The 24,037-nt window shown below is 62.7% G+C and carries 21 protein-coding genes and 2 tRNA genes; 16 read left to right on the plus strand and 7 right to left on the minus strand.

From position 1 onward, the window contains the following. Positions 1-57 precede the first annotated feature (57 nt). The 10 genes from AOT96_RS22705 to AOT96_RS22750 all read left to right on the plus strand — a co-directional run bounded on the left by AOT96_RS22705 (position 58) and on the right by AOT96_RS22750 (position 10,840). On the plus strand, positions 58-1,998 hold the full coding sequence (locus tag AOT96_RS22705) for an acetolactate synthase large subunit (protein ID WP_030535411.1): 1,941 nt from the start codon (positions 58-60) through the stop codon (positions 1,996-1,998). Beyond that, complete coding sequence (ilvN, locus tag AOT96_RS22710) at positions 1,995-2,498, plus strand: acetolactate synthase small subunit (protein ID WP_003944718.1); 504 nt, start codon at positions 1,995-1,997, stop codon at positions 2,496-2,498. Before AOT96_RS22705 ends, ilvN begins: the two co-directional genes overlap by 4 nt. Positions 2,499-2,551: 53 nt before the next feature. Then, positions 2,552-3,553 (plus strand): ketol-acid reductoisomerase, encoded by a 1,002-nt coding sequence (gene ilvC / locus AOT96_RS22715; RefSeq protein ID WP_030535412.1) that lies wholly within the window; start codon positions 2,552-2,554, stop codon positions 3,551-3,553. Positions 3,554-3,803: 250 nt separating this feature from the next. Continuing rightward, positions 3,804-5,396, plus strand: coding sequence for a phosphoglycerate dehydrogenase (gene serA / locus AOT96_RS22720; protein WP_003944758.1), 1,593 nt, complete (start codon positions 3,804-3,806; stop codon positions 5,394-5,396). 74 nt (positions 5,397-5,470) lie between these two features. After that, complete coding sequence (locus AOT96_RS22725; RefSeq protein ID WP_065352369.1) at positions 5,471-6,484, plus strand: 3-isopropylmalate dehydrogenase; 1,014 nt, start codon at positions 5,471-5,473, stop codon at positions 6,482-6,484. Between the two features lie 84 nt (positions 6,485-6,568). After that, positions 6,569-7,342, plus strand: a complete 774-nt coding sequence (locus AOT96_RS22730) for a fumarylacetoacetate hydrolase family protein (RefSeq protein WP_003944722.1) — start codon at positions 6,569-6,571, stop codon at positions 7,340-7,342. A gap of 391 nt (positions 7,343-7,733) precedes the next feature. Next, entirely contained in the window at positions 7,734-8,894 is a 1,161-nt protein-coding gene (locus tag AOT96_RS22735; RefSeq protein WP_030535413.1) for an alkane 1-monooxygenase, read from the plus strand. Positions 8,895-8,967: 73 nt separating this feature from the next. Then, complete coding sequence (gene gltX, locus AOT96_RS22740) at positions 8,968-10,443, plus strand: glutamate--tRNA ligase (RefSeq protein WP_003944712.1); 1,476 nt, start codon at positions 8,968-8,970, stop codon at positions 10,441-10,443. Positions 10,444-10,599: 156 nt separating this feature from the next. Continuing rightward, positions 10,600-10,671, plus strand: a tRNA-Gln gene (locus AOT96_RS22745). Positions 10,672-10,767: 96 nt separating this feature from the next. Continuing rightward, positions 10,768-10,840, plus strand: a tRNA-Glu gene (locus AOT96_RS22750). Positions 10,841-10,980: 140 nt separating this feature from the next. On the opposite strand, the gene AOT96_RS22755 is transcribed toward AOT96_RS22750, so the two are convergent. From AOT96_RS22755 to AOT96_RS22765, 3 genes are all read right to left on the minus strand, one after another. Continuing rightward, positions 10,981-11,178: a DUF5302 domain-containing protein gene (locus AOT96_RS22755; protein WP_007729345.1), complete on the minus strand. Its 198-nt coding sequence runs from the start codon at positions 11,176-11,178 to the stop codon at positions 10,981-10,983. 83 nt (positions 11,179-11,261) lie between these two features. Beyond that, a complete protein-coding gene (locus AOT96_RS22760; protein WP_003944740.1) occupies positions 11,262-11,765 on the minus strand; it encodes a pyridoxamine 5'-phosphate oxidase family protein in 504 nt (167 codons plus the stop codon). Between the two features lie 55 nt (positions 11,766-11,820). After that, positions 11,821-12,522 carry an IclR family transcriptional regulator gene (locus AOT96_RS22765; RefSeq protein ID WP_007729342.1) on the minus strand — a complete coding sequence of 234 codons (702 nt, stop codon included), beginning with the start codon at positions 12,520-12,522 and terminating at the stop codon, positions 11,821-11,823. Between the two features lie 178 nt (positions 12,523-12,700). Here AOT96_RS22765 and leuC point away from each other — a divergent pair, with 178 nt between their 5' ends. From leuC to AOT96_RS22780, 3 genes are all read left to right on the plus strand, one after another. Further along, positions 12,701-14,122: a 3-isopropylmalate dehydratase large subunit gene (gene leuC, locus AOT96_RS22770; RefSeq protein WP_003944727.1), complete on the plus strand. Its 1,422-nt coding sequence runs from the start codon at positions 12,701-12,703 to the stop codon at positions 14,120-14,122. 28 nt (positions 14,123-14,150) lie between these two features. Further along, the gene (leuD, locus tag AOT96_RS22775) at positions 14,151-14,759 is read left to right on the plus strand and encodes a 3-isopropylmalate dehydratase small subunit (RefSeq protein WP_003944724.1); all 609 of its coding nucleotides are present in this window, start codon (positions 14,151-14,153) and stop codon (positions 14,757-14,759) included. A 157-nt stretch (positions 14,760-14,916) separates the two neighbouring features. After that, entirely contained in the window at positions 14,917-15,603 is a 687-nt protein-coding gene (locus AOT96_RS22780) for an HU family DNA-binding protein (protein ID WP_047271271.1), read from the plus strand. Positions 15,604-15,769: 166 nt separating this feature from the next. On the opposite strand, the gene AOT96_RS22785 is transcribed toward AOT96_RS22780, so the two are convergent. The 3 genes from AOT96_RS22785 to cofC form a co-directional block, all read right to left on the minus strand. Then, on the minus strand, positions 15,770-16,696 hold the full coding sequence (locus tag AOT96_RS22785) for a bifunctional NUDIX hydrolase/histidine phosphatase family protein (protein WP_047271273.1): 927 nt from the start codon (positions 16,694-16,696) through the stop codon (positions 15,770-15,772). A gap of 17 nt (positions 16,697-16,713) precedes the next feature. Next, positions 16,714-18,828 carry an RNA degradosome polyphosphate kinase gene (locus AOT96_RS22790; protein ID WP_235867855.1) on the minus strand — a complete coding sequence of 705 codons (2,115 nt, stop codon included), beginning with the start codon at positions 18,826-18,828 and terminating at the stop codon, positions 16,714-16,716. Positions 18,829-19,008: 180 nt separating this feature from the next. Next, positions 19,009-19,758: a 2-phospho-L-lactate guanylyltransferase gene (gene cofC / locus AOT96_RS22795; RefSeq protein WP_080552786.1), complete on the minus strand. Its 750-nt coding sequence runs from the start codon at positions 19,756-19,758 to the stop codon at positions 19,009-19,011. A 126-nt stretch (positions 19,759-19,884) separates the two neighbouring features. Between cofC and AOT96_RS22800 the strand changes: the two genes are divergently transcribed. The 3 genes from AOT96_RS22800 to AOT96_RS22810 all read left to right on the plus strand — a co-directional run bounded on the left by AOT96_RS22800 (position 19,885) and on the right by AOT96_RS22810 (position 23,209). Then, positions 19,885-20,883, plus strand: coding sequence for an NAD(P)H-dependent glycerol-3-phosphate dehydrogenase (locus AOT96_RS22800; RefSeq protein ID WP_030535420.1), 999 nt, complete (start codon positions 19,885-19,887; stop codon positions 20,881-20,883). Next, positions 20,880-22,031, plus strand: a complete 1,152-nt coding sequence (locus tag AOT96_RS22805; protein ID WP_065352371.1) for a cystathionine gamma-lyase — start codon at positions 20,880-20,882, stop codon at positions 22,029-22,031. The genes AOT96_RS22800 and AOT96_RS22805 overlap by 4 nt, the downstream gene beginning before the upstream one ends. Positions 22,032-22,102: 71 nt before the next feature. Further along, positions 22,103-23,209 carry a D-alanine--D-alanine ligase family protein gene (locus AOT96_RS22810; RefSeq protein ID WP_042450837.1) on the plus strand — a complete coding sequence of 369 codons (1,107 nt, stop codon included), beginning with the start codon at positions 22,103-22,105 and terminating at the stop codon, positions 23,207-23,209. Here the strand turns inward: AOT96_RS22810 and AOT96_RS22815 are convergent, their stop codons facing one another. Continuing rightward, positions 23,210-23,902, minus strand: coding sequence for a DUF3515 domain-containing protein (locus AOT96_RS22815; RefSeq protein WP_081377619.1), 693 nt, complete (start codon positions 23,900-23,902; stop codon positions 23,210-23,212). Positions 23,903-24,037 lie beyond the last annotated feature (135 nt).

Consider the following 24,037-nt stretch of genomic DNA (forward strand, 5'->3'; position numbering starts at 1 on the left):
CAGCAGATGCTGACGGGGGTTTTTTGTTGCCCGGAGCCAGAATCAGAGGATTTCCCAGTGAGCGCACCAACAGCACGGCCTCAACCCACGCCGCGCAAGTCAGGGACACCGAGCCCGACAACCGCGGCTGCCGCAACCCAGACGGCCAACCGTCGCCAGCTCCCGCCTGAGCGGGTAACCGGCGCGCAGTCTGTGGTTCGAGCCCTCGAAGAGCTCGAGGTCGACACGGTATTCGGCATTCCCGGCGGTGCCGTGCTCCCGGTTTACGACCCACTCTTCGATTCGGTCAAGGTTCGCCACGTGCTCGTGCGCCACGAGCAGGGTGCAGGCCACGCTGCCACCGGTTACGCCCAGGCGACCGGCAAGGTCGGCGTCTGCATGGCTACCTCGGGTCCCGGTGCGACCAACCTGGTCACGCCGCTGGCCGACGCGCAGATGGACTCCGTTCCGATCGTGGCGATCACCGGACAGGTGGCGCGCTCGCTGATCGGTACCGACGGCTTCCAGGAAGCCGACATCTCAGGCATCACGATGCCGGTCACCAAGCACAACTTCCTGATCACCGACGCGATCGACATCCCGCGCATCATGGCCGAGGCCTTCTACCTCGCGGCCAGCGGTCGCCCCGGCGCCGTCCTGGTCGATATCCCCAAGGACATCCTGCAGTCGCAGACCACGTTCTCGTGGCCGCCGGAGATGCGTCTGCCGGGCTACCGCCCGGTGACCAAGCCGCACGGCAAGCAGGTTCGTGAAGCTGCACGTCTGATCGCCGACGCCAAGTCGCCGGTTCTGTACGTCGGTGGCGGCGTCATCAAGTCCGACTCCTCGCCGGAGCTGCTCGAATTGGCCGAGCTGACCGGTATCCCCGTCGTCACCACGCTGATGGCCCGCGGCGCGTTCCCGGACAGTCACGACCTCAACTGCGGTATGCCGGGAATGCACGGCACCGTTGCCGCAGTCGCCGCTCTGCAGCGTAGCGATCTACTGATCACCCTCGGTGCGCGTTTCGACGACCGCGTGACCGGTCAGCTGAATTCCTTCGCGCCCGACGCCAAGGTCATCCATGCAGACATCGACCCGGCCGAGATCGGCAAGAACCGCTACGCGGACGTCCCGATCGTGGGCGACTGCAAAGAGGTCATCACCGAACTCATCGAGGCGATCCGTGCCGACATGGCCACGGGCACCACGTTCGACCTCACCGAGTGGTGGGCGTACCTGAACGACATCCGTCGTACGTACCCGCTGAGCTACGACCGTCCCACCGACGGTCAGCTGAGCCCGGAGTACGTGATCCAGACCGTCGGCAAGCTCGCCGGACCGGATGCCATCTACTGCGCCGGCGTCGGTCAGCACCAGATGTGGGCCGCGCAGTTCGTCGGCTACGAGAAGCCGCGCACGTGGCTCAACTCGGGCGGGCTCGGCACCATGGGGTACGCGGTTCCCGCAGCCATGGGCGCCAAGATGGGTATGCCCGACACCGAGGTGTGGGCGATCGACGGCGACGGCTGCTTCCAGATGACCAATCAGGAACTCGCAACCTGCGCACTCGAAGGTATTCCGATCAAGGTTGCCCTCATCAACAACGGCAACCTCGGCATGGTGCGCCAGTGGCAGACACTCTTCTATGAAGAGCGCTACTCCAACACCAACCTCGGAACGCACGGCGCCATCCGCATCCCGGACTTCGTGAAGCTCGCAGAAGCATTGGGCTGCCACGGAATTCGTGTCGAGCGTGAAGAAGATGTCGAAGCTGCGATCCGTGAGGCGCAGTCCATCAACGACAAGCCTGTCGTGATCGACTTCATCGTCACCGCCGACGCACAGGTGTGGCCGATGGTCGCTGCCGGAACGAGCAACGACGAAATCATGGCGGCCCGGGGCATCCGGCCGCTGTTCGACGACGACGAGGCAGTTGCCGAGCCCGCCGTCATCCACGAAGCCATGTCACGCGAGCAAGCCGGACCCGCCGCGGGCACAGGGGAGGATCAGAAGTGAGCACCAGTCACACCCTCAGTGTTCTCGTCGAGGACAAGCCAGGCGTGCTGGCTCGCGTCTCCGCACTTTTCTCCCGCCGCGGATTCAACATCGAATCCCTTGCGGTGGGCGGAACCGAGATCCCCGAGATCTCACGTATGACCATCGTCGTCACGGTCGACGAGTTCCCTCTCGAGCAGGTGACGAAGCAGCTCAACAAGCTGATCAACGTCATCAAGATCGTCGAGCAGGACGGTGAAGCATCCGTCGCTCGCGAGCTCGTGCTCATCAAGGTGCGCGCTGATGCAAGCGTGCGCACGCAGGTCATCGAAACGGTGAACCTGTTCCGCGCCAAGGTGATCGACGTCTCTCCGGAGTCCGTCACCATCGAGGCGACCGGTACTCGGTCCAAGCTGGATGCACTGCTGCGGATGCTTGATCCGTACGGTATCCGGGAGATCGTTCAGTCCGGGGTCGTGGCAGTCGGTCGAGGGCCGAAGTCGATCACGGCCACCCGTTAGTACTTTTAGACACGTAAAAATCCAAGGAGAGGTTGAGAACTGTGGCAGTCGAGATGTTCTACGACGACGATGCCGATCTGTCGATCATTCAGGGCCGCAAGGTTGCTGTGATCGGCTACGGAAGCCAGGGCCACGCCCATTCGCTGAGCCTGCGTGACTCGGGCGTCGATGTGCGCATCGGCCTCAAGGAAGGCTCGAAGTCGCGTGAGAAGGCTGAAGAGCAGGGGCTGACGGTCGGTACGCCGGCCGAGGTTTCCGAGTGGGCCGACGTCATCATGGTGCTCGCACCTGACACCGCGCAGGCGAGCATTTTCACCAATGACATCGAGCCGAACCTCAAGGACGGCGACGCGCTGTTCTTCGGTCACGGCCTGAACATTCACTTCGACCTGATCAAGGCTCCGGAGTTCGTCACCGTCGGCATGGTCGCCCCCAAGGGCCCCGGCCACCTGGTGCGTCGTCAGTTCGTCGACGGCAAGGGCGTTCCCGCGCTCATCGCCATCGACCAGGATCCCAAGGGTGAAGGACAGGCTCTCGCTCTGTCCTACGCCAAGGGCATCGGCGGAACCCGCGCAGGCGTCATCAAGACCACGTTCAAGGAAGAGACCGAGACGGACCTCTTCGGCGAGCAGGCCGTGCTCTGCGGCGGCACCGAGGAACTGGTCAAGACCGGTTTCGAGGTCATGGTCGAGGCCGGCTACGCACCCGAGATGGCGTACTTCGAGGTTCTGCACGAGCTCAAGCTCATCGTCGACCTCATGTACGAGGGTGGCATCGCCCGCATGAACTACTCGGTGTCCGACACCGCTGAGTTCGGTGGATACCTCTCCGGCCCGCGCGTCATCGACGCCGACACCAAGGAGCGCATGAAGGCGATCCTGGCCGACATCCAGTCCGGCGAGTTCACCCGTCGTCTGGTTGCCAACGTCGAGAACGGCAACACCGAGCTCGAGGGCCTGCGCAAGGCCAACGCCGAGCACCCCATCGAGGTCACCGGCAAGAAGCTGCGCGACCTGATGAGCTGGGTCGATCGTCCGATCACCGAAACCGCGTAATTCGCAGTTTCACGCTCCACGTCTCCACTGGCCTGATGCCGCGCCGGTTCAATTACGTTGAACCAGCGCGGCATTGGGCCGGAGTCGTTTTCCGGGTCGTCTGAGTCCGGATTCATATTCCGTCGAGAATTTGCCCGCGAAAGTGTCCACTATGTGGTATTGCCTACCGCGTTGTGGATTCCAAGTGAGCGCGCACTAAACTATCGGTGGTTAAACCACCTTCACACCCACCTAATCAGGGAGTTTGCACGTGAGCCAGCCTGGCCGTCCCGTTGTTCTGATCGCCGACAAGCTCGCGCCGTCCACAGTCGAGGCGCTCGGTGACGGTGTGGAGGTGCGTTGGGTCGACGGACCCGACCGCCCGGCGCTGCTCGCCGCGGTACCCGAGGCCGACGCGATTCTCGTCCGTTCCGCCACTACCGTCGACGCCGAGGTTCTGGCTGCCGGCACCAAGCTGAAGATCATCGGCCGCGCCGGTGTCGGCCTGGACAACGTCGAGATCCCCGCGGCCACCGAGCGCGGCGTGATGGTCGTCAACGCACCAACCTCCAACATTCACTCCGCTGCCGAGCACGCTGTCGCGCTCCTCATGTCGACCGCTCGCCAGATTCCCGCAGCAGACAAGACCCTGCGTGAGAACACCTGGAAGCGAAGCAAGTTCAACGGTGTCGAGATCCTCGGCAAGACCGTCGGTGTCGTCGGACTCGGCCGCATCGGCCAGCTCTTCGCGCAGCGTCTCGCTGCGTTCGAGACCACGATCATCGCGTACGACCCCTACCTGCCCGCAGCGCGCGCAGCGCAGCTCGGCATCGAACTGGTCACCATCGACGAGCTCGTCGAGCGCGCCGACTTCATCTCCGTGCACCTGCCCAAGACCAAGGAAACGGCCGGCCTGATCAACGCCGAGCGCCTCGCCAAGGCCAAGGACGGCGTCATCATCGTCAACGCCGCTCGCGGTGGTCTGATCGACGAAGATGCGCTCTACGACGCACTCGTCTCCGGCAAGGTCCGAGGCGCCGGTCTCGACGTGTTCAGCACCGAGCCGTGCACCGATTCCAAGCTTTTCGAGCTCGACAACGTCGTTGTCACCCCGCACCTCGGAGCATCGACGTCCGAGGCTCAGGACCGCGCAGGCATCGACGTGGCCAAGAGTGTTCTCCTCGCTCTGGCAGGCGAATTCGTTCCCGAGGCTGTCAACGTCTCCGGCGGCCCCGTGGGCGAAGAAGTTGCTCCGTGGCTCGAGCTCGTCCGCAAGCTCGGTCTCCTCGCTGCGACGTTGTCGCCCGAAGCTGTGCAGACCGTGCAGGTTGTCGCCACCGGCGAGCTGTCTGCCGAAACCGTCGACATCCTCGGCCTGGCTGCACTACGCGGCGTGTTCTCCGCCAGCAGCGATGAGGCCGTCACGTTCGTCAACGCTCCGGCACTGGCCGAGCAGCGCGGCGTGACCGTGTCGGTCGAGAAGCACTCCGAGGCTCTTGCTCACCGCAGCGCGGTCGAGGTGCGTGCAGTTGCCGCCGACGGCACGGTCACGTCGGTCACGGGCGCACTCACCGGTCTGCAGCAGGTCGAGAAGATCGTCAACATCAACGGACGCAGCTTCGACCTGCGCGCCGAGGGCCACAACATCGTCGTTCACTACAGCGATCGCCCGGGCGTTCTCGGTGTCCTCGGCACCGTCCTCGGAAACGCGGGCGTCGACATCCTCGCAGCAGCACTGAGCCAGGATGCCGAAGGCGAAGGCGCAACTGTCATCTTGCGCGTCGATCGCGTCGTCGGTGACGCCGAGGTCGAGGCAATCGTCTCGCAGCTCGACGCTCGCGTCGCCCAGGTCGACCTTTCCTGATTGTTTTTGCTGTGCGCCTTTATCAACCGCCCGCGGTTGATAAAGGCGCACAGTTCTACTGAGATGAGGACTCCATGAAGCTTGCGGTCATTCCGGGTGACGGAATCGGCGTCGAGGTCACTGCCGAGGCGCTCAAGGTGCTCGGCAAGTTGGTTCCGGATCTGGAAACCACCGAATACGATCTCGGTGCCCGTCGCTACAACGCCACCGGCGAGTTGCTCCCGGCGGACGAGCTGGACCAGATTCGTCAGCACGACGCAATTCTGTTGGGCGCCATCGGTGATCCGCGGATCGTCGCACCCGGCATCCTCGAGCGTGGTCTGCTGCTGAACATGCGCTTCCAGCTCGATCATCACGTGAATCTTCGCCCCGCACAGCTGTATCCGGGTGCGCTGTCGCCGTTGGCGGCGCAGCCGGAGATCGACTTCGTCGTGGTTCGTGAAGGCACCGAGGGTCCGTACACCGGAAACGGTGGAGTGATCCGCGTCGGCACCGATCACGAGATCGCGACCGAGGTGTCGATCAATACCTGGTTCGGTGCCGAGCGCGTGGTGCGTTACGCATTTGCCTTGGCGCAGACCCGGTCCAAGCACCTCACCTTGATTCACAAGACCAACGTGCTCTCCAACGCGGGCGCAATCTGGACGCGTGCAATCGAGACCGTCGGTGCCGAGTTCCCGGACGTAGAAACCGCGTACTGCCACATCGACGCGGCCACGATCTACATGGTCACCGACCCGTCGCGCTTCGACGTGATCGTCACGGACAACCTCTTCGGTGACATCATCACCGACCTCGCCGGCGCCGTAACCGGTGGCATCGGTTTGGCCGCAAGTGGAAACATCGATGCCTCGGGTACCAACCCGTCGATGTTCGAGCCCGTTCACGGCAGTGCTCCGGACATCGCAGGCAAGGGAATCGCTGATCCCACCGCCGCGATCCTCTCGGCCGCACTGCTTCTTCGCCATCTCGGACGCGAGGACGACGCCGCTCGGGTCGAGGCTGTGGTCGCTGCCGACCTGGCTACCCGCGGCGAAGGTCCCATCTCCACCACGGAGATCGGCGACCGGATCACTGCAGCGCTGTAAGGAATTCTTTCACGGGACTGACGCGCGTGAGCCATTCGGCTTGCGCGCGTCAGTCGTTTCCGGCACCCCGATAGACTGGCCGGCATGCGTCTTGGTCGAATTGCCAGTCCCGATGGTGTTGCGTTCGTCAGTATCGAAGGTGAAGAGGATGCCCTCGTCGCCAAGGAAATTGCGGAGCACCCGTTCGGGAACCCCACATTTACCGGCCGAAGTTGGCCGCTCGCCGATGTTCGTCTGCTGGCTCCGATTCTCGCCAGCAAGGTGATCTGCATCGGCAAGAATTATGCAGATCACATCGCGGAGATGGGCGGAGAGGCTCCCGCGGACCCCGTGATCTTCCTCAAGCCGAACACGTCCATAGTTGGCCCGGGTGCCCCGATCGTCTTGCCTCCCACCTCGAACGAGGTGCACTTCGAGGGTGAACTCGCGGTCGTCATCGGTCAACCGTGCAAGGACGTTCCGGCGGCGAAGGCGTTGAGCGTGGTCCTCGGTTACACGATCGCCAACGACGTGTCGGCGCGAGATCATCAGCGTCACGACGGGCAGTGGACGCGCGCGAAGGGCCACGACACTTTCTGCCCACTCGGCCCCTGGATCGAAACCAGTCTGGATGCGTCCGACGTCGACATCAAGACCGAGGTGAACGGCCAGGTCAAGCAGGACAGCAGCACGGCTTTTCTCCTCCACGACATTCCGAAGATCATCGAGTGGATCTCGGCGGTGATGACTCTCTTGCCTGGCGACGTCATCCTCACCGGCACCCCCGCCGGAGTAGGCCCGATCGTCGACGGCGATTCCGTGTCGGTCACGGTCTCGGGGATCGGCACTCTCACGAACCCGGTGACCGCCAAGAGCTGATCCTGACCCGGTTCGTTCAGTCACGCGACTACGGAGGCCCCATCCAACCGGATGGGGCCTCCGTCGTGGTGTGAGGTCGAGAGGTGTCTGTCGCAGAAAAGTTGCAAGATGGTAACTATCGCCAGTGGTGTGATCGGGATTGCCTACCGACTCGAAGAAATCAGGCTCCGGGACTGACCTGCGGGTTTCATGACCCAGGCGAAGCTTCGCTTCTGATCCTCCTGGCGTTATGTCGGATTTGGCCAGGTTGGGAGAGTTCGCCCCACGGTTTGCTGTCGCGGCCCGTAACAGACCAAATTCCCTGAAATGTAACGCTGAGCAGTAGGGTGACCGATAACTGGATAGAAGCCGATGGGGCAATCGAGTGGATTGCGCAGAAACGTGGTGATACATGACGACCTTCGCGGAAGCCTCCCGGACAGCGGCAGGGCAAGCGCGGAACGGGCAGCGGCCGGTGTGGCGAGACAAGAAGCGCTACCTGTGGCCACTGGGTTTGCTGGTTCCTCTCAGCCCGTTCGCTGCGTGGTTCCTGGTCGACAAATTCAGTCTCGGGCTCTTCTGGGCCATCGGGGCGTGGCTGATCGTCATCGTCATTCCCCTGATCGATCTCCTGGCGGGCGAGGACGGTAACAGCCCACCGGACGAAGCGATCCCTGAATTGCAAGAGGATCGTTTCTACCGCTGGTGCACGTACTTGTTCCTGCCCCTCCAATACGTCGGGCTGGTGTTCGTCGCGTGGTGTTGGGTGAACGCGCCGATGGCGGCGGGGGAGAAGTTCGCGCTCGCGATGACTGCCGGCGTGGTTGCCGGTGTGGGGATCAACGCGGCGCATGAATTGGGGCACAAGAGTGAGAAGCTCGAGAAGTGGCTCGCGAAAGTAGCGCTCGCGCAGTCCTTCTACGGCCATTTCTACGTCGAACACAACCATGGTCACCACGTCCGCGTCGCGACGCCGGAGGATCCGGCCAGCTCGCGGTACAAGGAAAACTTCTGGTTCTTCTTGCCTCGCAGCGTCATCGGCGGCCTGCGCTCGGGATGGCGGATCGAAAGCGCTCGTCTGAGGCGTCAGGGGAGACGGACGTGGAGTTACCGCAACAACATCCTGAACGCGTGGGCGATGAGTGTGGTTCTGTTCGGCAGTCTGATCGCCGCGTTCGGCTGGGAAATTGCGCCGTGGCTCGCCGTTCAGGCAATTGCAGGCTTCACGTTCCTCGAGACCGCCAACTATCTCGAGCACTACGGCTTGCTACGTGCGAAGCGGCCTGACGGCTCGTACGTCCGGTGCTCGCCCGAGGACAGCTGGAACAGCGACCACGTCGTCAGCAATCTGTTCCTCTATCAACTTCAGCGTCACAGCGACCATCACGCGAATCCGCGTCTGCGGTACCAGAGCCTGCGAAGTGCGGCCGAAGCGCCGCAACTTCCAGCGGGTTACGCAGTCATGATCGTCTGCGCGTGGGTGCCGCCGCTGTGGCGAAAGGTCATGGACAAGCGACTGCTGGCCTACTACGACGGCGACATGACACGCATCAACGTCCTGCCGGGTAAGTGATCGGCCGGATGGAGGAAGGGCTGCCGGACTAACCTGTAGTACGACCATCCATCATCGCCGAGCCAAGTGAGCCATGACCAACAGCGAAGTACGCGTCCGTTTCTGTCCGTCACCCACCGGAACCCCGCACGTGGGTTTGGTGCGCACCGCCTTGTTCAACTGGGCATTCGCACGACACCACGGCGGCACATTCGTGTTCCGTATCGAAGACACCGATGCGCAGCGCGACAGTGAAGAGTCCTACCAGGCCATCCTCGACGCCCTCCGCTGGTTGGGGCTCAATTGGGACGAAGGCCCGGAGGTCGGTGGGCCGCACGCACCGTATCGCCAGTCCGAGCGTCGCGACCTGCATCTCGACGTTGTTGCCAAGTTGCTGGCCGCGGGCGAGGCCTACGAGTCCTACTCGACCAACGAGGAGGTCGAAGCGCGACACAAGGCGGCCGGACGCGATCCGAAGCTCGGATACGACAACTTCGATCGCGAGCTCAGCGACGAGCAGCGCGCTGCCTACATCGCCGAGGGGCGCAAGCCCGTCGTCCGCCTCCGGATGCCCGATCACGATCTGACCTGGAACGACCTGGTGCGGGGCGAGACCACGTTCAAGGCAGGCACCGTTCCGGACTTCGCGCTGACTCGCGGCAACGGCATTCCGCTGTACACCTTGGTCAACCCGGTCGACGACGCGTTGATGAAGATCACCCATGTACTGCGCGGCGAAGATCTGCTGTCCTCGACTCCGCGTCAGCTCGCGTTGTACGAGGCATTGATTCGTATCGGTGTCGCCGATTTCACACCGTCGTTCGGGCACTTGCCTTTCGTGATGGGTCAGGGCAACAAGAAGCTTTCCAAGCGCGATCCCGAGTCCAACCTCTTCATCCACCGCGATCGGGGCTTCATTCCCGAGGGATTGCTGAACTACTTGGCTCTGCTCGGGTGGAGCATCGCCGACGATCACGATGTCTTCTCGCTCGACGAGATGGTTGCGGCCTTCGACGTCTCCAAGGTCAACTCCAATCCTGCCCGCTTCGACCAGAAGAAGGCCGACGCGATCAATGCCGAGCACATTCGTCTGCTCGAGCCGGCCGACTTCGCCGGTCGTCTGAAGTCGTTCCTGGTGGAGCACGGACACATCGGCGCCGACGTCGACGAAGCGACGTTCACTGTTGCGGCGGACCTCGTGCAGACGCGCATCGTCGTCCTGTCCGACGCGTGGGATCTGCTGAAATTCCTGTTCGTCGACGAGGCGTCGTTTGCTCTCGATCCGGCCGCGGCGGCAAAGAACTTGAAGGAAGATGCCGGTCCGGTTCTGGACGCGTCTCTTGCGGCGCTCGATGCCATCTCAGAGTGGTCGGCGGCCAGTATCGAGGAAGCACTCAAGAAGGCCCTCATCGAGGATCTGGAGCTCAAACCGCGTAAGGCCTTCGCTCCGGTTCGGGTCGCGATCACGGGCTCTCACATCAGCCCTCCGCTGTACGAGTCGATGGAATTGCTCGGTCGTGAGGTCTCGCTCGCTCGGTTGCGCGCCGGTAGGGCAGCGGTAACCGCCTAGATCGGACGGTCTTCCGGCCGAAAATGAAGCAAAAACCTCCTGTGACCATACGATTTGGTATTTGGGGCAGGGGTACTGGTAATCTTCTTTTCGGCCGGAGACGAGCCGCCGAGCACAACAGCGAAGCGGATCGGGCAAGGCTGGTGAGCAAGACCTTGGGGTATGGTGTAATTGGCAACACAGCGGTTTCTGGTACCGCCATTCTAGGTTCGAGTCCTGGTACCCCAGCGGAAATCCGGTCGATTTTGTGGCCGGACTCAGACAAGCTAAGCTTGCTGAGCATCCAAGAGCAAGACTGAAATACCACGTTTAAAAGCGTGTCTTGGCCCCGTCGTCTAGCGGCCTAGGACGCCGCCCTCTCAAGGCGGTAGCGCGGGTTCGAATCCCGTCGGGGCTACAAAGGAAAGACCCTCCGATCATTGATCGGGGGGGTCTTTTCGTATGTGCGGGAAATGTTTCCGGCGATGCGAAAAACGATCACCCCCAGTCGAATTCGACTGGGGGTGATCGTCATCTCACTCTGTTGTCCGCGATCGGTTATCCGCTCTTACGGCGGAACTCTCGCTTGTGATCGGCGGGGCCATGCGTGTTGTGGACCTTGGACTGTCCGTCGCGATGGTCGGTCGATTTGGCGTTCTGATGATTCTTCCGTTCGAGGGCCTCACGGAACTTTCGTTTGGTTTCCTCCGATTGGGATTCGGGTTCGGACGGGGTGTTGCTGTCGAGATCGCTCATATGCTCACTCCTTGTTGTTGGGCCTGTTGGTGAAACTACGCCGGCCCGAATTCGATTGCTCGTGATTTTTCCGCTCACGAATCTCAGGGCTGCGGCGGCGGTGCGGTAGAGCCGGAAAGAGGCATCGCAGGCATCCCGAGCTTGCGGTGATCCCACGAACGAGTTCGATCGGGAACGAACCGTACCGCGACGCGCTTGTGGAGCATCGCGTCGACGGCCGGGCGGAGATCGTCGGTGTACGGGCCCGTGTATCGCTCCCAGACGCTGATTCCCACAGCGAAGAGGGCTTCCGGATCTTCGACGATGACCCCGGTACCCTCCATCGAGACTCCTCGGAGCGTGTCGTACGTCTGACCGTCTTCGATCAGGACGGACATTCGGGCGTCCCGGCGAAGATTGACGGCCTTCTGCGACTTGGCTTTGGTCTCGAACCAGATTTCGCCGTCGACTATCGCGAACCACATCGCGATCAGGTGAGGCATTCCGTCGGCGCTCAACGTCGCCATCGTTGCCGTACGGCTCTTTTCGACGAAGCTCGAGATTTCGGCCTCGGTCATCGTGATCTGACTACGCTGCTTTCCTGCCATGGTCGCGTCGTACTCCTACGTGCTCGAGGATCTGAAGGCCTTACTGTGTCACGAATTACAGACGCTTGTGGAGCGCTTCGGCAGCTGCGAGAAGGTCCGCCGCCCAGCGGGCTCCCGGTCGTCTACCCATCCGATCGATGGGGCCGGAGACCGAAATCGCGGCAATGACAGCGCCTGCCGAGTCTCGGACGGGAGCCGCGACGCTGGCGACACCGGGCTCACGTTCGGCCGCGCTCTGTGCCCAGCCGCGCCGGCGAACCTCGAGGAGCACTCGTTCGCCGAACGACGCATCGGCGAGGACGGTCCGTTGGGTTTGTGGATCTGCCCATGCGAGAAGGACCTTGGCGCCGGATCCGGCGTTCATCGGCAGTCGGGCTCCGACGAGCACCGTGTCACGCAGGCCGGTCGGTGGTTCCATCGACGCGACGCAGATGCGTTGTGTGCCTTCGCGACGGTACAGCTGGACGCTTTCGCCGGTGATTTCGCGAAGGCGGGGGAGGATGAGTCCGGCCGCAGCAATGAGTGGATCATTAGCGGTGGCAGCGAGTTCGGCGAGTCCGGGCCCTGGGCACCACTGACCGTCCGAGTCGCGAGTGAGGAGTCGATGGACTTCGAGACCGACGGCGAGTCTATGGGCGGTCGCGCGCGGCAAACCGGTTCGTGCACAGAGTTCGGTGAGGCTGCACGGTTCCTCAGCTACTGCATGAAGCACGCCCATTGCTTTGTCCAGGACGCCGATGCCGCTATGCTGTCTCATAGGTCGATACCAGATTCTCGCATAGTGGGATGCTACCGCATTTCCTGGAGGGATAGCGCATTTCCTGGAGGGATAGCGCATTTCCTCGGGACAGTCTGCATCTGCTGTGAAGGCTGGGGACCTACTTCACGCGCGGCGGGCCAGCCCGTAGTCCGCCGACGCGAGGCTACGTACAGAGGTGGAAGACATGGCACAGAAAGCACGCACTCTCGCCGAGAAGGTGTGGGACGACCACGTTGTCGTGAAAGGGGAGGGGCAGGATCCCGACCTCATCTACATCGATCTCCACCTCGTTCACGAAGTGACGAGCCCCCAGGCATTCGACGGACTTCGCCTGGCGGGACGCCAGTTGCGCCGTCCCGACCTGACGATTGCCACCGAGGACCACAACGTTCCGACGATCGACATCGACAAGCCGATCGCAGATCCTGTGTCCAAGACTCAGGTCGACACCTTGCGCCGAAATTGCGAGGAGTTCGGAGTTCGCTTGCACCGCATGGGCGATCTCGACCAAGGCATCGTGCATGTGGTCGGACCGCAGCTCGGCCTGACGCAGCCCGGAACCACCGTGGTGTGCGGCGACAGTCATACGTCGACGCACGGCGCATTCGGTGCGCTCGCAATGGGAATCGGCACCAGCGAGGTCGAGCATGTGATGGCAACGCAGACATTGTCGTTGCGCCCCTTCAAGACCATGGCGATCACGGTCGACGGCGAGCTGCCTCCCGGCGTCACGAGCAAGGACTTGATCCTCGCAGTCATCGCCAAGATCGGCACCGGCGGCGGCCAGGGCTACGTACTGGAGTACCGCGGCGAGGCCATTCGCAAACTGTCGATGGAAGCTCGTATGACCATCTGCAACATGTCGATCGAGGCCGGAGCCCGCGCGGGCATGATCGCACCGGACGAGACCACTTACGAGTTCATCAAGGGCCGTCCGCATGCACCGTCCGGCGCAGAGTGGGACGAAGCCGTCGCCGCGTGGGAGTTGCTCAAGACCGACGAGGGCGCGGAATTCGACAACGAGGTTCACATCGACGCAAGCGCATTGACGCCTTTCGTCACGTGGGGAACCAATCCGGGACAGGGTGCGCCGCTCGGCGACCGTGTGCCTGATCCCGAACTGATCGTCGACGAGAGCGAGCGTCAGGCAGCCGAGAAGGCGCTCACCTACATGGGTCTCGACGCCGGTATGCCGCTTCGGGATGTTTCTGTCGACACCGTGTTCGTCGGTTCGTGCACCAACGGACGCATCGAAGACCTGCGCGCAGTGGCGGAGGTGCTCGAGGGTCGCCATGTGGCAGAGGGCGTTCGGATGCTCATCGTTCCCGGCTCGATGCGGGTGCGGGCTCAAGCCGAAAGCGAAGGTCTCGGTGAAATCTTCACAGCGGCAGGGGCTGAATGGCGCCAGGCCGGTTGCTCGATGTGCTTGGGAATGAACCCTGACCAGCTTGCTCCCGGCGAGCGTTCGGCATCGACGTCCAACCGGAATTTCGAAGGCCGACAGGGTAAAGGCGGCCGGACTCATCTGGTTTCCCCGCTCGTCGCGGCTGCCACGGCGGTCCGCGGAACGCTCTCGGCACCGGCCGATCTGGTCTGACCCACTTACCATCTCGAGGAGAATTTCGATGGAATCCTTTACCACGCACAAGGGTATCGGCGTCCCGCTGCGACGCTCGAATGTCGATACCGACCAGATCATCCCTGCCGTGTACCTGAAACGGGTGACGCGCACCGGATTCGAGGACGGGCTGTTCGCAGGCTGGCGTACCGACCCCAACTTCATTCTCAATCTGGCTCCGTACGACAAGGGAAGTGTCCTCGTGGCCGGTCCCGATTTCGGCACGGGCTCTTCGCGTGAGCATGCCGTGTGGGCTCTCTCCGACTTCGGATTTCGGGTCGTCATTGCTTCCCGGTTCGCCGACATCTTCCGCGGAAACGCCGGAAAAGCCGGTCTCGTAGCGGCACAGGTCGAGCAGAGCGACGTCGAATTGCTCTGGAAGTTGCTCGAAGAGCAGCCCGGACTGGAATTGACAGTAGATCTCGAGAATCGGACCGTCAGCGCCGGAACTACGGTGGTGCCGTTCAATATTGACGACTACACACGGTGGCGTCTGCTGGAGGGTCTCGACGACATCGGACTGACATTGCGGCAGGTAGACGCGATTTCCGAGTTCGAAAAGTCAAGGCCTTCATGGAAACCGACTACCCTTCCAGCCCGAATTTCGCAGGGCTGAACCGAAATCCGCAACTCCGCGCGGGAAGAGAAATAGGTCACCATTTCGCAGTCACGTTGAATGAGAATTGGCGTGGCACATAGACTCTTGCCGTTATCAGGTTTACCGTGGTTCTCAGTCGGTCCGACGGTGGACCACAATTAGCGGAGGAATTTCAATGAACAAGGCAGAGCTCATCGATGTTCTGACTGAAAAGCTGGGTTCGGACAGGCGCACAGCGACCGACGCAGTGGAGCACGTCGTGGACACCATCGTCCGCGCCGTCCACCGTGGCGAGAGCGTGACCATCACCGGCTTCGGAGTCTTCGAGCAGCGTCGTCGTGCAGCACGTGTTGCACGCAACCCGCGTACGGGCGAGACCGTCAAGGTCAAGCCGACGTCGGTTCCGGCTTTCCGTCCGGGTGCGCAGTTCAAGGCTGTTATCGCTGGTGGACAGAAGCTTCCGGCCACCGGCCCGGCAGTCAAGCGTGGCGTAGCAGCACCGGCCACCAAGGCTGCAGCCAAGAAGGCTGCTGCCAAGAAGACCGCAGCCAAGAAGGCTCCGGCCAAGAAGGCTCCGGCCAAGACCGCAGCCAAGAAGACGGTTGCCGCGAAGGCTCCCGCCAAGAAGGCTCCGGCCAAGACCGCAGCCAAGAAGACGGTTGCCACCAAGGCTCCTGCCAAGAAGGCTCCGGCCAAGACCGCAGCCAAGAAGACGGTTGCCACCAAGGCTCCCGCCAAGAAGGCTCCGGCCAAGACCGCAGCCAAGGCTCCGGCCAAGAAGGCTCCGGCCAAGAAGGCTCCCGCCAAGACCGCAGCCAAGAAGGCTCCGGCCAAGAAGGCTCCGGCCAAGCGCGCAAAGTAGTCGCGTTCGGGTGAAAAACCCGATGCCGTAAGACAAAGAGGTGCAGCCGCGGATCAGATCCGCGGCTGCACCTCTTTTTGCTGTCTGGGAGAAGTGTGAATTCTCCTGTGTTTCAGTGCTTTGCAAAACTACCGAATCGAGCTGAGTGTCGGTTGGTCCAAATCCCTCAGGAGTTGGCGACTTTGGGGAGCGGGCTGTCGAGGTGATCCGCGGCGACGAGACGGCCGTCGAGGAACGAGAGCACCCAAGTGCTCGCCTTACGGTTGCGCGCCGAGGGCAGTGTTATACCGGCCGTATCAGCCCACCAGCGCATCAAATCGGGGATGACGCCTCCTTGGCTGCAGATTACGGGAGTGCCCTCCAGCGCGGCGATCTGCAGCGCACGCGCCCTGGCGGCGTCGGGATCGGCCTCGTAACCTTCTTCGGTCAGAAGAGGTTCCGTCGAAATCTCTACACCCAATGCCTCCGCCAATGGCATCACAGTGTCGATGCAGCGCGTACGGTCAGCCGCGAAAACCGAATCGGCTCCGAAGATTTTCAGCTGTTCGACCAAGGCGGCGGATTGCTCTTTGCCCTTGGCGTCGAGTGGACGCACATTGTCGTCGCCCTTGTATCGCTTACGGCTCCCAGCTTTTGCGTGGCGGACGAGTAATACCGTTTTCGTGTCAGGCCGAAGGGAAACGAAGCGGCGAAGAATCATTCGATCCATCGGGTAGGAAAGATGATCGGCGACCTCGGTGACCGGAAGCCAATAGAGAACATCCACTTCGCTATTCGGCCCGAAATCTCCGTCCACTGCTTCGGCCGACCAGTATTCGACCCGTTTGAGTTTGCGATGTCCCGGGATCGGGTACGTCACGCCACCGAGGTGCCTTCCGAAACGTCCGGTGATCGAGGTCTCTTCGCGGACCTCCCGAACTGCTGCGGTCAAGAAGGTCTCGCCGGGATCGAGCTTTCCTTTGGGGAATGACCAGTCGTCGTACTTCGGTCGATGTACGACGGCGATCTCGATGGCGGAAGGATCCTGAGGAGCCTTCCGCCACAGAACCGCGCCTGCGGCAAAGATGTTGGCTTTGACCGGCTTGTCGTTCATTGTGTGATCCGAGCCCGTCAAGACCCGCTGGCGGTGCGGCTGCGCATCAACGACTGTTGATGCTCACGTACGTCCTCACCGCGTTCGGGGGCAGCGACCCAACTCCCGTCCGGATGCAGTACCCAGCAGCGAGTTCGGGGATCGAGCGCGGAGTCGAAGATGTCACCGAGTTGCTTCGACAGTTTCGGGTCCTTGACCTGCACCATGACCTCGACGCGGCGATCGAGGTTGCGGTGCATCATGTCTGCGCTGCCGATCCAGAATTCGTCGGCCGAGCGGAAATGGAACATTCGCGAGTGTTCGAGGAAGCGTCCGAGAATGGAACGTACTTCGATGTTTTCGCTGAGGCCGGGAACGCCCGGCTTGAGCGCGCAGATTCCGCGGACCACGATCTCGACGGGGATACCGGCCTTGGATGCGCGGTACAACGCGTCGATGACCTGCTCGTCGACCAATGCGTTGGCCTTCAAGCGGATACCGGCATCGCGGCCTGCGAGCTTGTGAGCGATCTCGTTGTCGATCCGCTCGATGATCCCGCGGCGAACCCCGTACGGCGCTACGAGAAGGTTGCGGTAGCTCGTCTTTCGGGAGTATCCGGTCAGCGAGTTGAAGAGGTCGGTGAGGTCTGCACCGATCTCCGGTGCTGCGGTGAGCAATCCGACGTCCTCGTACATGCGCGCGGTCTTCGGGTTGTAGTTGCCCGTGCCGATGTGGCAGTAACGACGAATGGTCGAGCCCTCTCGTCTGACGACGAGGCACGTCTTGCAGTGAGTCTTGAGACCGACGAGACCGTAGACGACGTGAACGCCGGCCTGCTCGAGTTTGCGTGCCCACTTGATGTTGGCCTGCTCGTCGAAGCGGGCCTTGATCTCCACCAGCGCGACAACCTGCTTGCCCGCTTCGGCGGCGTCGATCAGTGCATTGACGATGGGGGAGTCGCCGGAAGTGCGGTACAGGGTCTGCTTGATCGCGAGCACCTGCGGGTCGGCGGCGGCCTGTTCGATGAAGCGTTGAACGCTTGTGGAAAACGAGTCGTATGGGTGGTGGACGAGCACGTCGCCTTCGCGCAGGGTCGAGAACACGCTCTTCGGAGTCTCGCGTTCACCGAACGCCGGATGCGTCGCCGGGACGAACGGAGCGTCTTTGAGAGCGGGGCGGTCGACGGCGTAAACCTGCCAGAGGCAGGACAAGTCGAGGAGACCGGAAACCTCGATCACGTCGGCCGGATCGACGTCGAGTTCACGCAGAAGCAGTTCGAGCATGTGCTCGGTCATGTCGTCGGCAACTTCGAGGCGAACGGGTGAACCGAAACGACGACGCGCCAATTCACGTTCGAGTGCCTGCAGCAGATCCTCGTCCCGATCTTCTTCGACCTCGAAATCGGCGTTGCGTGTGATTCGGAAAGCGTGATGTTCGACGATTTCCATTCCGGGGAACAGCACGTCCAGATGAGCCGAAATCAGTTCTTCCATCGGGAGGAAAGAATCGATGGTGGACGAAGATGTCGTGCTCTTGACTCGCACGAACCGGCCGACGTTGTCGGGAACCTTGACGCGAGCGAAGTGTTCGCCGCGGGTGACGGAGTCCTTCACTGTCACGGCGAGGTTGAGGCTCAGTCCGCTGATGTAGGGGAACGGGTGGGCGTGATCGACTGCCAACGGCGTCAGTACCGGGAAGACCTGCTCGTGGAAATGCGCCGAGAGCCGGCCGTGATCGTCGGCACTGAGGTCGGCCCATCGAACAATTGAAATGCCTTCTGCCGCCAGGGCAGGGCGGACCGAGTCGAGAAACACGTGTGCGTGCTTGTCAGCGAGTTCCTGGGTGCGACGCGCGATGAGCGCCAATTGTTCGCGTGGGGAGAGGCCGTCGGCGGACCTGACCGACAGTCCCGTCTCGTCGCGGCGCTTGAGTCCGGCGACCCGGACCATGAAAAATTCGTCGAGATTGGAAGCGAAGATGGCGAGGAACTTTGCGCGTTCGAGCAACGGCAGTGACTCGTCGGCAGCCAATGCGAGAACACGGGCATTGAAATCGAGCCAGCTGAGTTCGCGGTTGAGGTAACGATCCTCGGGAAGTCCGACGAGCAATTCGGGTAGCTCTGCCTTGGTAGCTGCAGGGGGAGCGCCCGGGATGTTGGTGGCGACCGCGACGGCCTGAGATCGCGGCGAGGTGGCCGTGCCGTTCTCGTGCCGGCCGGAGCTGTGGTCTCCGTCCGACTGGTCTTCGGAAATACGGTTTTCGAGTGCTTCGCCATTGCTCACTCGTCGATCATCCCCCACAATCGCGCGGTCCGACAATCGATGAAAGAAAATTCATCGACTGTTCGACGGCGTGGCCTTGAGTCTGGTCAACGAAGCCGATGTCGCGGGGCCTACTCCCAGTGCTCGCACAGTGCCGAGATCGGCATGGGTGTCGACGTCGGTGCGCAGTCCCGGCCATTGGCCGTTGAGTGGACGAGCACCTGAATTGGCATGTCCAAGTGCGGATTCCGGCCCGAACCGAGGGTCGAGCGCGCTTTCGCCGCACGCAAACAATGCGGAAGTGCCGGTGCCGTGGTGATCGACGACGACTGAACGTCCGCCGCTTCGGGCCGCGGCCACGGCCTCCGTCAGTTCGCTCGGTTGCATGGCGGGCAAGTCGGCTTGCAGCACAACGAGGTCGACCACTCCGCGCTTGGCTCGGATATCGGCGGCCGCTGCACTCAACGCCGCGTTGAGGGTTTCCTCCGTGCGCGGTGTTGCGCCGTTGGTTCGGGCGCCGTCGGGAGCTGGATCGGCGTAGACCGTCACGCCGACGGAATATGCAAGGGCGGCAACGGTGGGGTCTGGGGTGACCACTGTGACGCTGTCGATGGCCGAGACGGCTGCAACTGTGGCGAGGGTGTCGTGAAGCATGGCCAACACGAGGTCTGCACGCGCGTCCGAGTCGAGTTCGCCCGCGAGGCGGGACTTGGCCGATCTCAAGGACTTGACGGCCACTATCGCATGCATGGGGCGTTCGATCTCCGTGCGCGCATGCGGTGTCTCCACGGCGTGTGGGTACGGGGGTTCCGCGCTGTCCATCCCTCGATCTTGCCAGTCATCACGCTCGGTGTCCGCGGCTGCCCACCGCAGTGCACCACAGGCGATACTCTGTGCAGACGATTTTTCTGGCGGCGACCCGCTTCGCCGGGTAGACGGGGTGAGCGTGTGAGTAAGGCAGCTGTATTGGGCGCAGGTTCGTGGGGAACGGCGTTGGCGAAGGTGATGGCCGAGGCCGGAACCGACGTGACGATGTGGGCCAGGCGTGAAGAGGTCGCGAAGCGCATCGACACCACGCACGAGAACAGCGACTATCTGCCAGGCATTGCTTTGCCTTCGTCGATTCGCGCGACCCACCACCACGAGGAGGCGATGGCAGGTGCTGACTTCATCGTGCTGGCGGTTCCCTCGCAGTCGCTACGAGCAAACCTGGAGCAGTGGAAAGGCTCGATCGGACCCGATGCGACTCTGCTGAGTCTGGCCAAGGGAATCGAGACCGGGACGCTCATGCGCATGAGCCAGGTCATCGTGTCGGTGACCGGCGTGGAACCGGGGCGCGTCGCGGTGCTCTCGGGCCCGAACCTTGCACACGAGATCGCCGGCGGGCAGCCCGCGGCGACGGTGATCGCCTGTTCGGATTCCTCGCGTGCCCTCGCTCTCCAGGATGCTTGTGCTACCGGCTATTTCAGGCCGTACACCAACTCCGACGTCATCGGATGCGAGATCGGTGGTGCGTGTAAGAACGTGATCGCGCTGGCCTGCGGCATGGCCGCCGGCAGTGGATTCGGCGACAACACGGTTGCCAGCATCATCACCCGTGGGCTCGCCGAGACGATTCGTCTCGGCGTTGCGCTCGGCGCCAAGGCGTCGACTCTTGCAGGCTTGGCGGGCGTCGGTGACCTGGTAGCGACCTGCACGTCCGAGTTGTCGCGAAACCGGACGTTCGGAGAGCGGCTCGGACGAGGCGGGTCGATGGAGTCGGCACAGAAGGCAACCAACGGTCAGGTCGCCGAGGGCGTGAAGTCGTGCACGTCGGTACGCGCACTCGCTGCCGGATACGACGTGGAGATGCCGTTGACCGACGCGGTCCACCGGGTGTGCCACGAAGGCATGGCCGTCAGCGATGCGATCGGTCAGTTGCTCGGACGCCGGACGAAGCCGGAATGAGTGAAATCGGTGTGGGTCGCTTCGAGGATTACGGGGATTCGACGCGCAGCGTGAGCGCCGTCGCGCGCGAACACGCCGCGGGTCAGCCCATGCAACTGGGCCCGATATTCGCTGCGCCGTACCAACTTTCGGCGGACGAAGGTTCCGAGTCCGATATCTATGCACGTGCATCGAACCCGGGTTGGCGCGGACTCGAATCCGCGCTCGCGGCGCTCGAGAGAGCGGACCACGCCCTCGTCATGGGATCGGGGATGTCCGCGATCACCGCTACCTTGCGCAGCGTCCTCGTCGCGGGGGATACCGTCGTCGTGCCCTCGGACGGGTATTACCAAGTGCGGTTGTACGCGAACGAGCGCCTCGCGCCGTTGGGAATCACCGTTCGCGAGGTTTCGACTCTGCAGATGGGCGACGCGAGCTTCGTAGATCTGCTCGACGCGTCACCGGGCCGCGTGGTCGTCGTCGCCGAGACGCCGTCCAACCCGGTGCTGGACGTGGTCGACCTTCGCGTGCTCGCCGACGTGTGCCACCGTTCGGGTGCGCTGCTGATCGTCGACAACACGACCGCGACACCGCTGGGTCAGCGCCCGCTCGAATTGGGTGCCGACGTCGTGGTGGCCAGCGGTACCAAGGCTCTCAGCGGGCACAGTGACCTCCTGATGGGTTACGTCGCCACCTCCGATACGGCGGTGAGTCGGCAAATCGAGCGTGAGCGACTTCTCTCGGGAACGGTGCTCGGCCCCTTCGAGACGTGGCTTGCGCACCGGAGTCTCGGCACGGCAGGCCTGCGATTCGGGCGTCAGTGCGACAACGCGCTGGCGCTTGCCGAGATGTTGGTGGATCACAAAGCAGTCCGGTCCGTTCGTTACCCCGGCCTTCGCGGTGACCCGTCCTATGCAACGGCATCCGGTCAGATGAATCGATTCGGTGGATTGGTGAGCGTCGAGTTGGATTCGGCTCAGGCATTCCACTCGTTCGTCGAAGCGAGCGCTCTCGTCACGGCTGCTACCAGCTTCGGCGGGATCCACACGACGGCGGATCGCCGTGCGCGCTGGGGCGATCCGGTCAGTGCGGGGTTTGTCCGAATCGCTTGTGGCATCGAGGACACCGCCGATCTCCTGGCCGACATCGAGCGCGCACTCGACGCGTAAACGGGCCGGGTCGACGAAATCGGTCCGGCCCGATCGCGTGCCGCAGTCGATTCGGCGGTACGGTTTGACGCGTGAACAGCAGTCGTACCCGCGTGGCCGTGATCTTCGGTGGCCGGAGCAATGAGCATTCAGTGTCCTGTGTTTCCGCCGGAAGCGTCCTGAGCAACCTCGACCCCGATCGGTACGACGTCGTACCGATCGGCATCACCGTCGACGGTTCCTGGGTGCTCGGTTCGAGCGACCCCAGTTCCCTCGCGATCAGCGGGCGCGCGCTGCCGTCGGTCGACAAAGACGGAACGTCGGTGGTCCTCAGCGCGGACCCCACCCGCGAGGGCGAGGTCATCTCCTTCGACGGCTCCGACGCCGGTGCTGTGCTCGCGTCGGTCGACGTCGTGTTCCCCGTTCTTCATGGGGCTTACGGCGAAGACGGCACGATCCAGGGTCTGCTCGAACTTGCCGGGGTTCCGTACGTCGGACCCGGAGTTCTGGCCAGCGCCGCCGGCATGGACAAAGAGTTCACGAAGAAGCTTCTTGCTGCTGAAGGACTTCCCGTCGGAGTGCAGGTCGTGCTTCGACCGGGAACCGCAACGCTGACCGAAGAGCAGAAGGCGGAATTGGGCCTTCCGGTTTTCGTCAAGCCCGCTCGTGGAGGCTCGTCCATCGGCATCACTCGGGTGAGCAATTGGGACGGTCTGGACGGGGCGATCGCTCATGCACGCCTGCATGATCCCAAGGTGATCGTCGAAGGCGCGATCATCGGCCGCGAGGTGGAATGCGGTGTCCTCGAATTCCCGAACGGCGACGTCAAGGCGAGTGTGGTCGCCGAGATCCGGATGCCGGATTCCGACGCCGATTCGGACGCGTTCTACGACTTCGACACCAAGTACCTCGACGACGTGTGTGAATTCGACATCCCCGCGAAACTCGACGAGTCGGTGAGCGACCAGATTCGAGAGCTTGCTGTCCGCGCGTTCAAGGCACTCGATTGCCAGGGACTCTCGCGGGTCGATTTCTTCGTCACGGCTGACGGCCCGGTGATCAACGAGATCAACACGATGCCCGGGTTCACTTCCATCTCGATGTACCCGAAGATGTGGAACGCCACCGGAATCGATTACCGCACTTTGATTTCGACTCTGGTCGACACCGCCGTCGCTCGCGGCACCGGCCTTCGCTGATCAGGGAACCGCGACCGGCGCCGGGTCGAGAGGCTTCTGTTCGAGAGTCGCCGTGATGGTGTCGGAGATTTCCTGAATCGGCGTCGGACCGGTCCCGTCGGGGATCGTGATACCGACGTATTCACCGCGGTCTACGGCAAACCAAGTGCTCGCCGCCAAACCGATGTCGGTTCCCGAGACCTGGAACCACTGGACTCCGTTCACGACCTGTAGTGCTGCAGCCTGGTCGAACTCGGACGGACGGTCGAGTCCGCAGCGCAAGACGATCGGCTCTCCTTCGCTGCGCTGCCACGCTGCCGCACCGGCCGGAGCAGGTTCTACCAATTCGGCTTTCGTGAAGTCGTCGATCTTGTCGGGGAGCGCGCCGAGAAGGGAAACGCAGGCCGGCGACTCCGCTGCCGGTGCCGGTACGGGTCCCAATGCAACCGGCGAGAGTTCAGGGTTGTTTCCCGCGACGACGGCCGCGATCACTACTCCGACGATCAGGGCTACCGGGAGTGCGATGGCGGTGGCGATCAGCGCCGGACTGCGGCGCTCTGACGGATCGTCGTCGCCGTCGGGGTCGATGTCGGCGTTGTCTGCGGTGGAGGTGTTTTCTGCCATGCTCAGTTCTTCGCTCGGGTCCTGGTCCAGTCGATCAGCGGTCTTGTCACTTCTGAGAGCATGTCGGTGAATCGGTAGGATTGCCGACACACGCGTGAGCTTGCAGAAGCATTCACGACCACAGCTAGAAGGTACCGCAGGCCGCTTACGAGCGAATTGCGTCGGCATTGGAGAGACTCATCGCATCATCGGAGTTCACTGCATCATCAGAGTTCACTGCGTCAT

This window comes from Rhodococcus sp. 008, assembly GCF_001682295.1.
In the GTDB taxonomy this organism is placed as follows: domain Bacteria; phylum Actinomycetota; class Actinomycetes; order Mycobacteriales; family Mycobacteriaceae; genus Rhodococcus_F; species Rhodococcus_F qingshengii.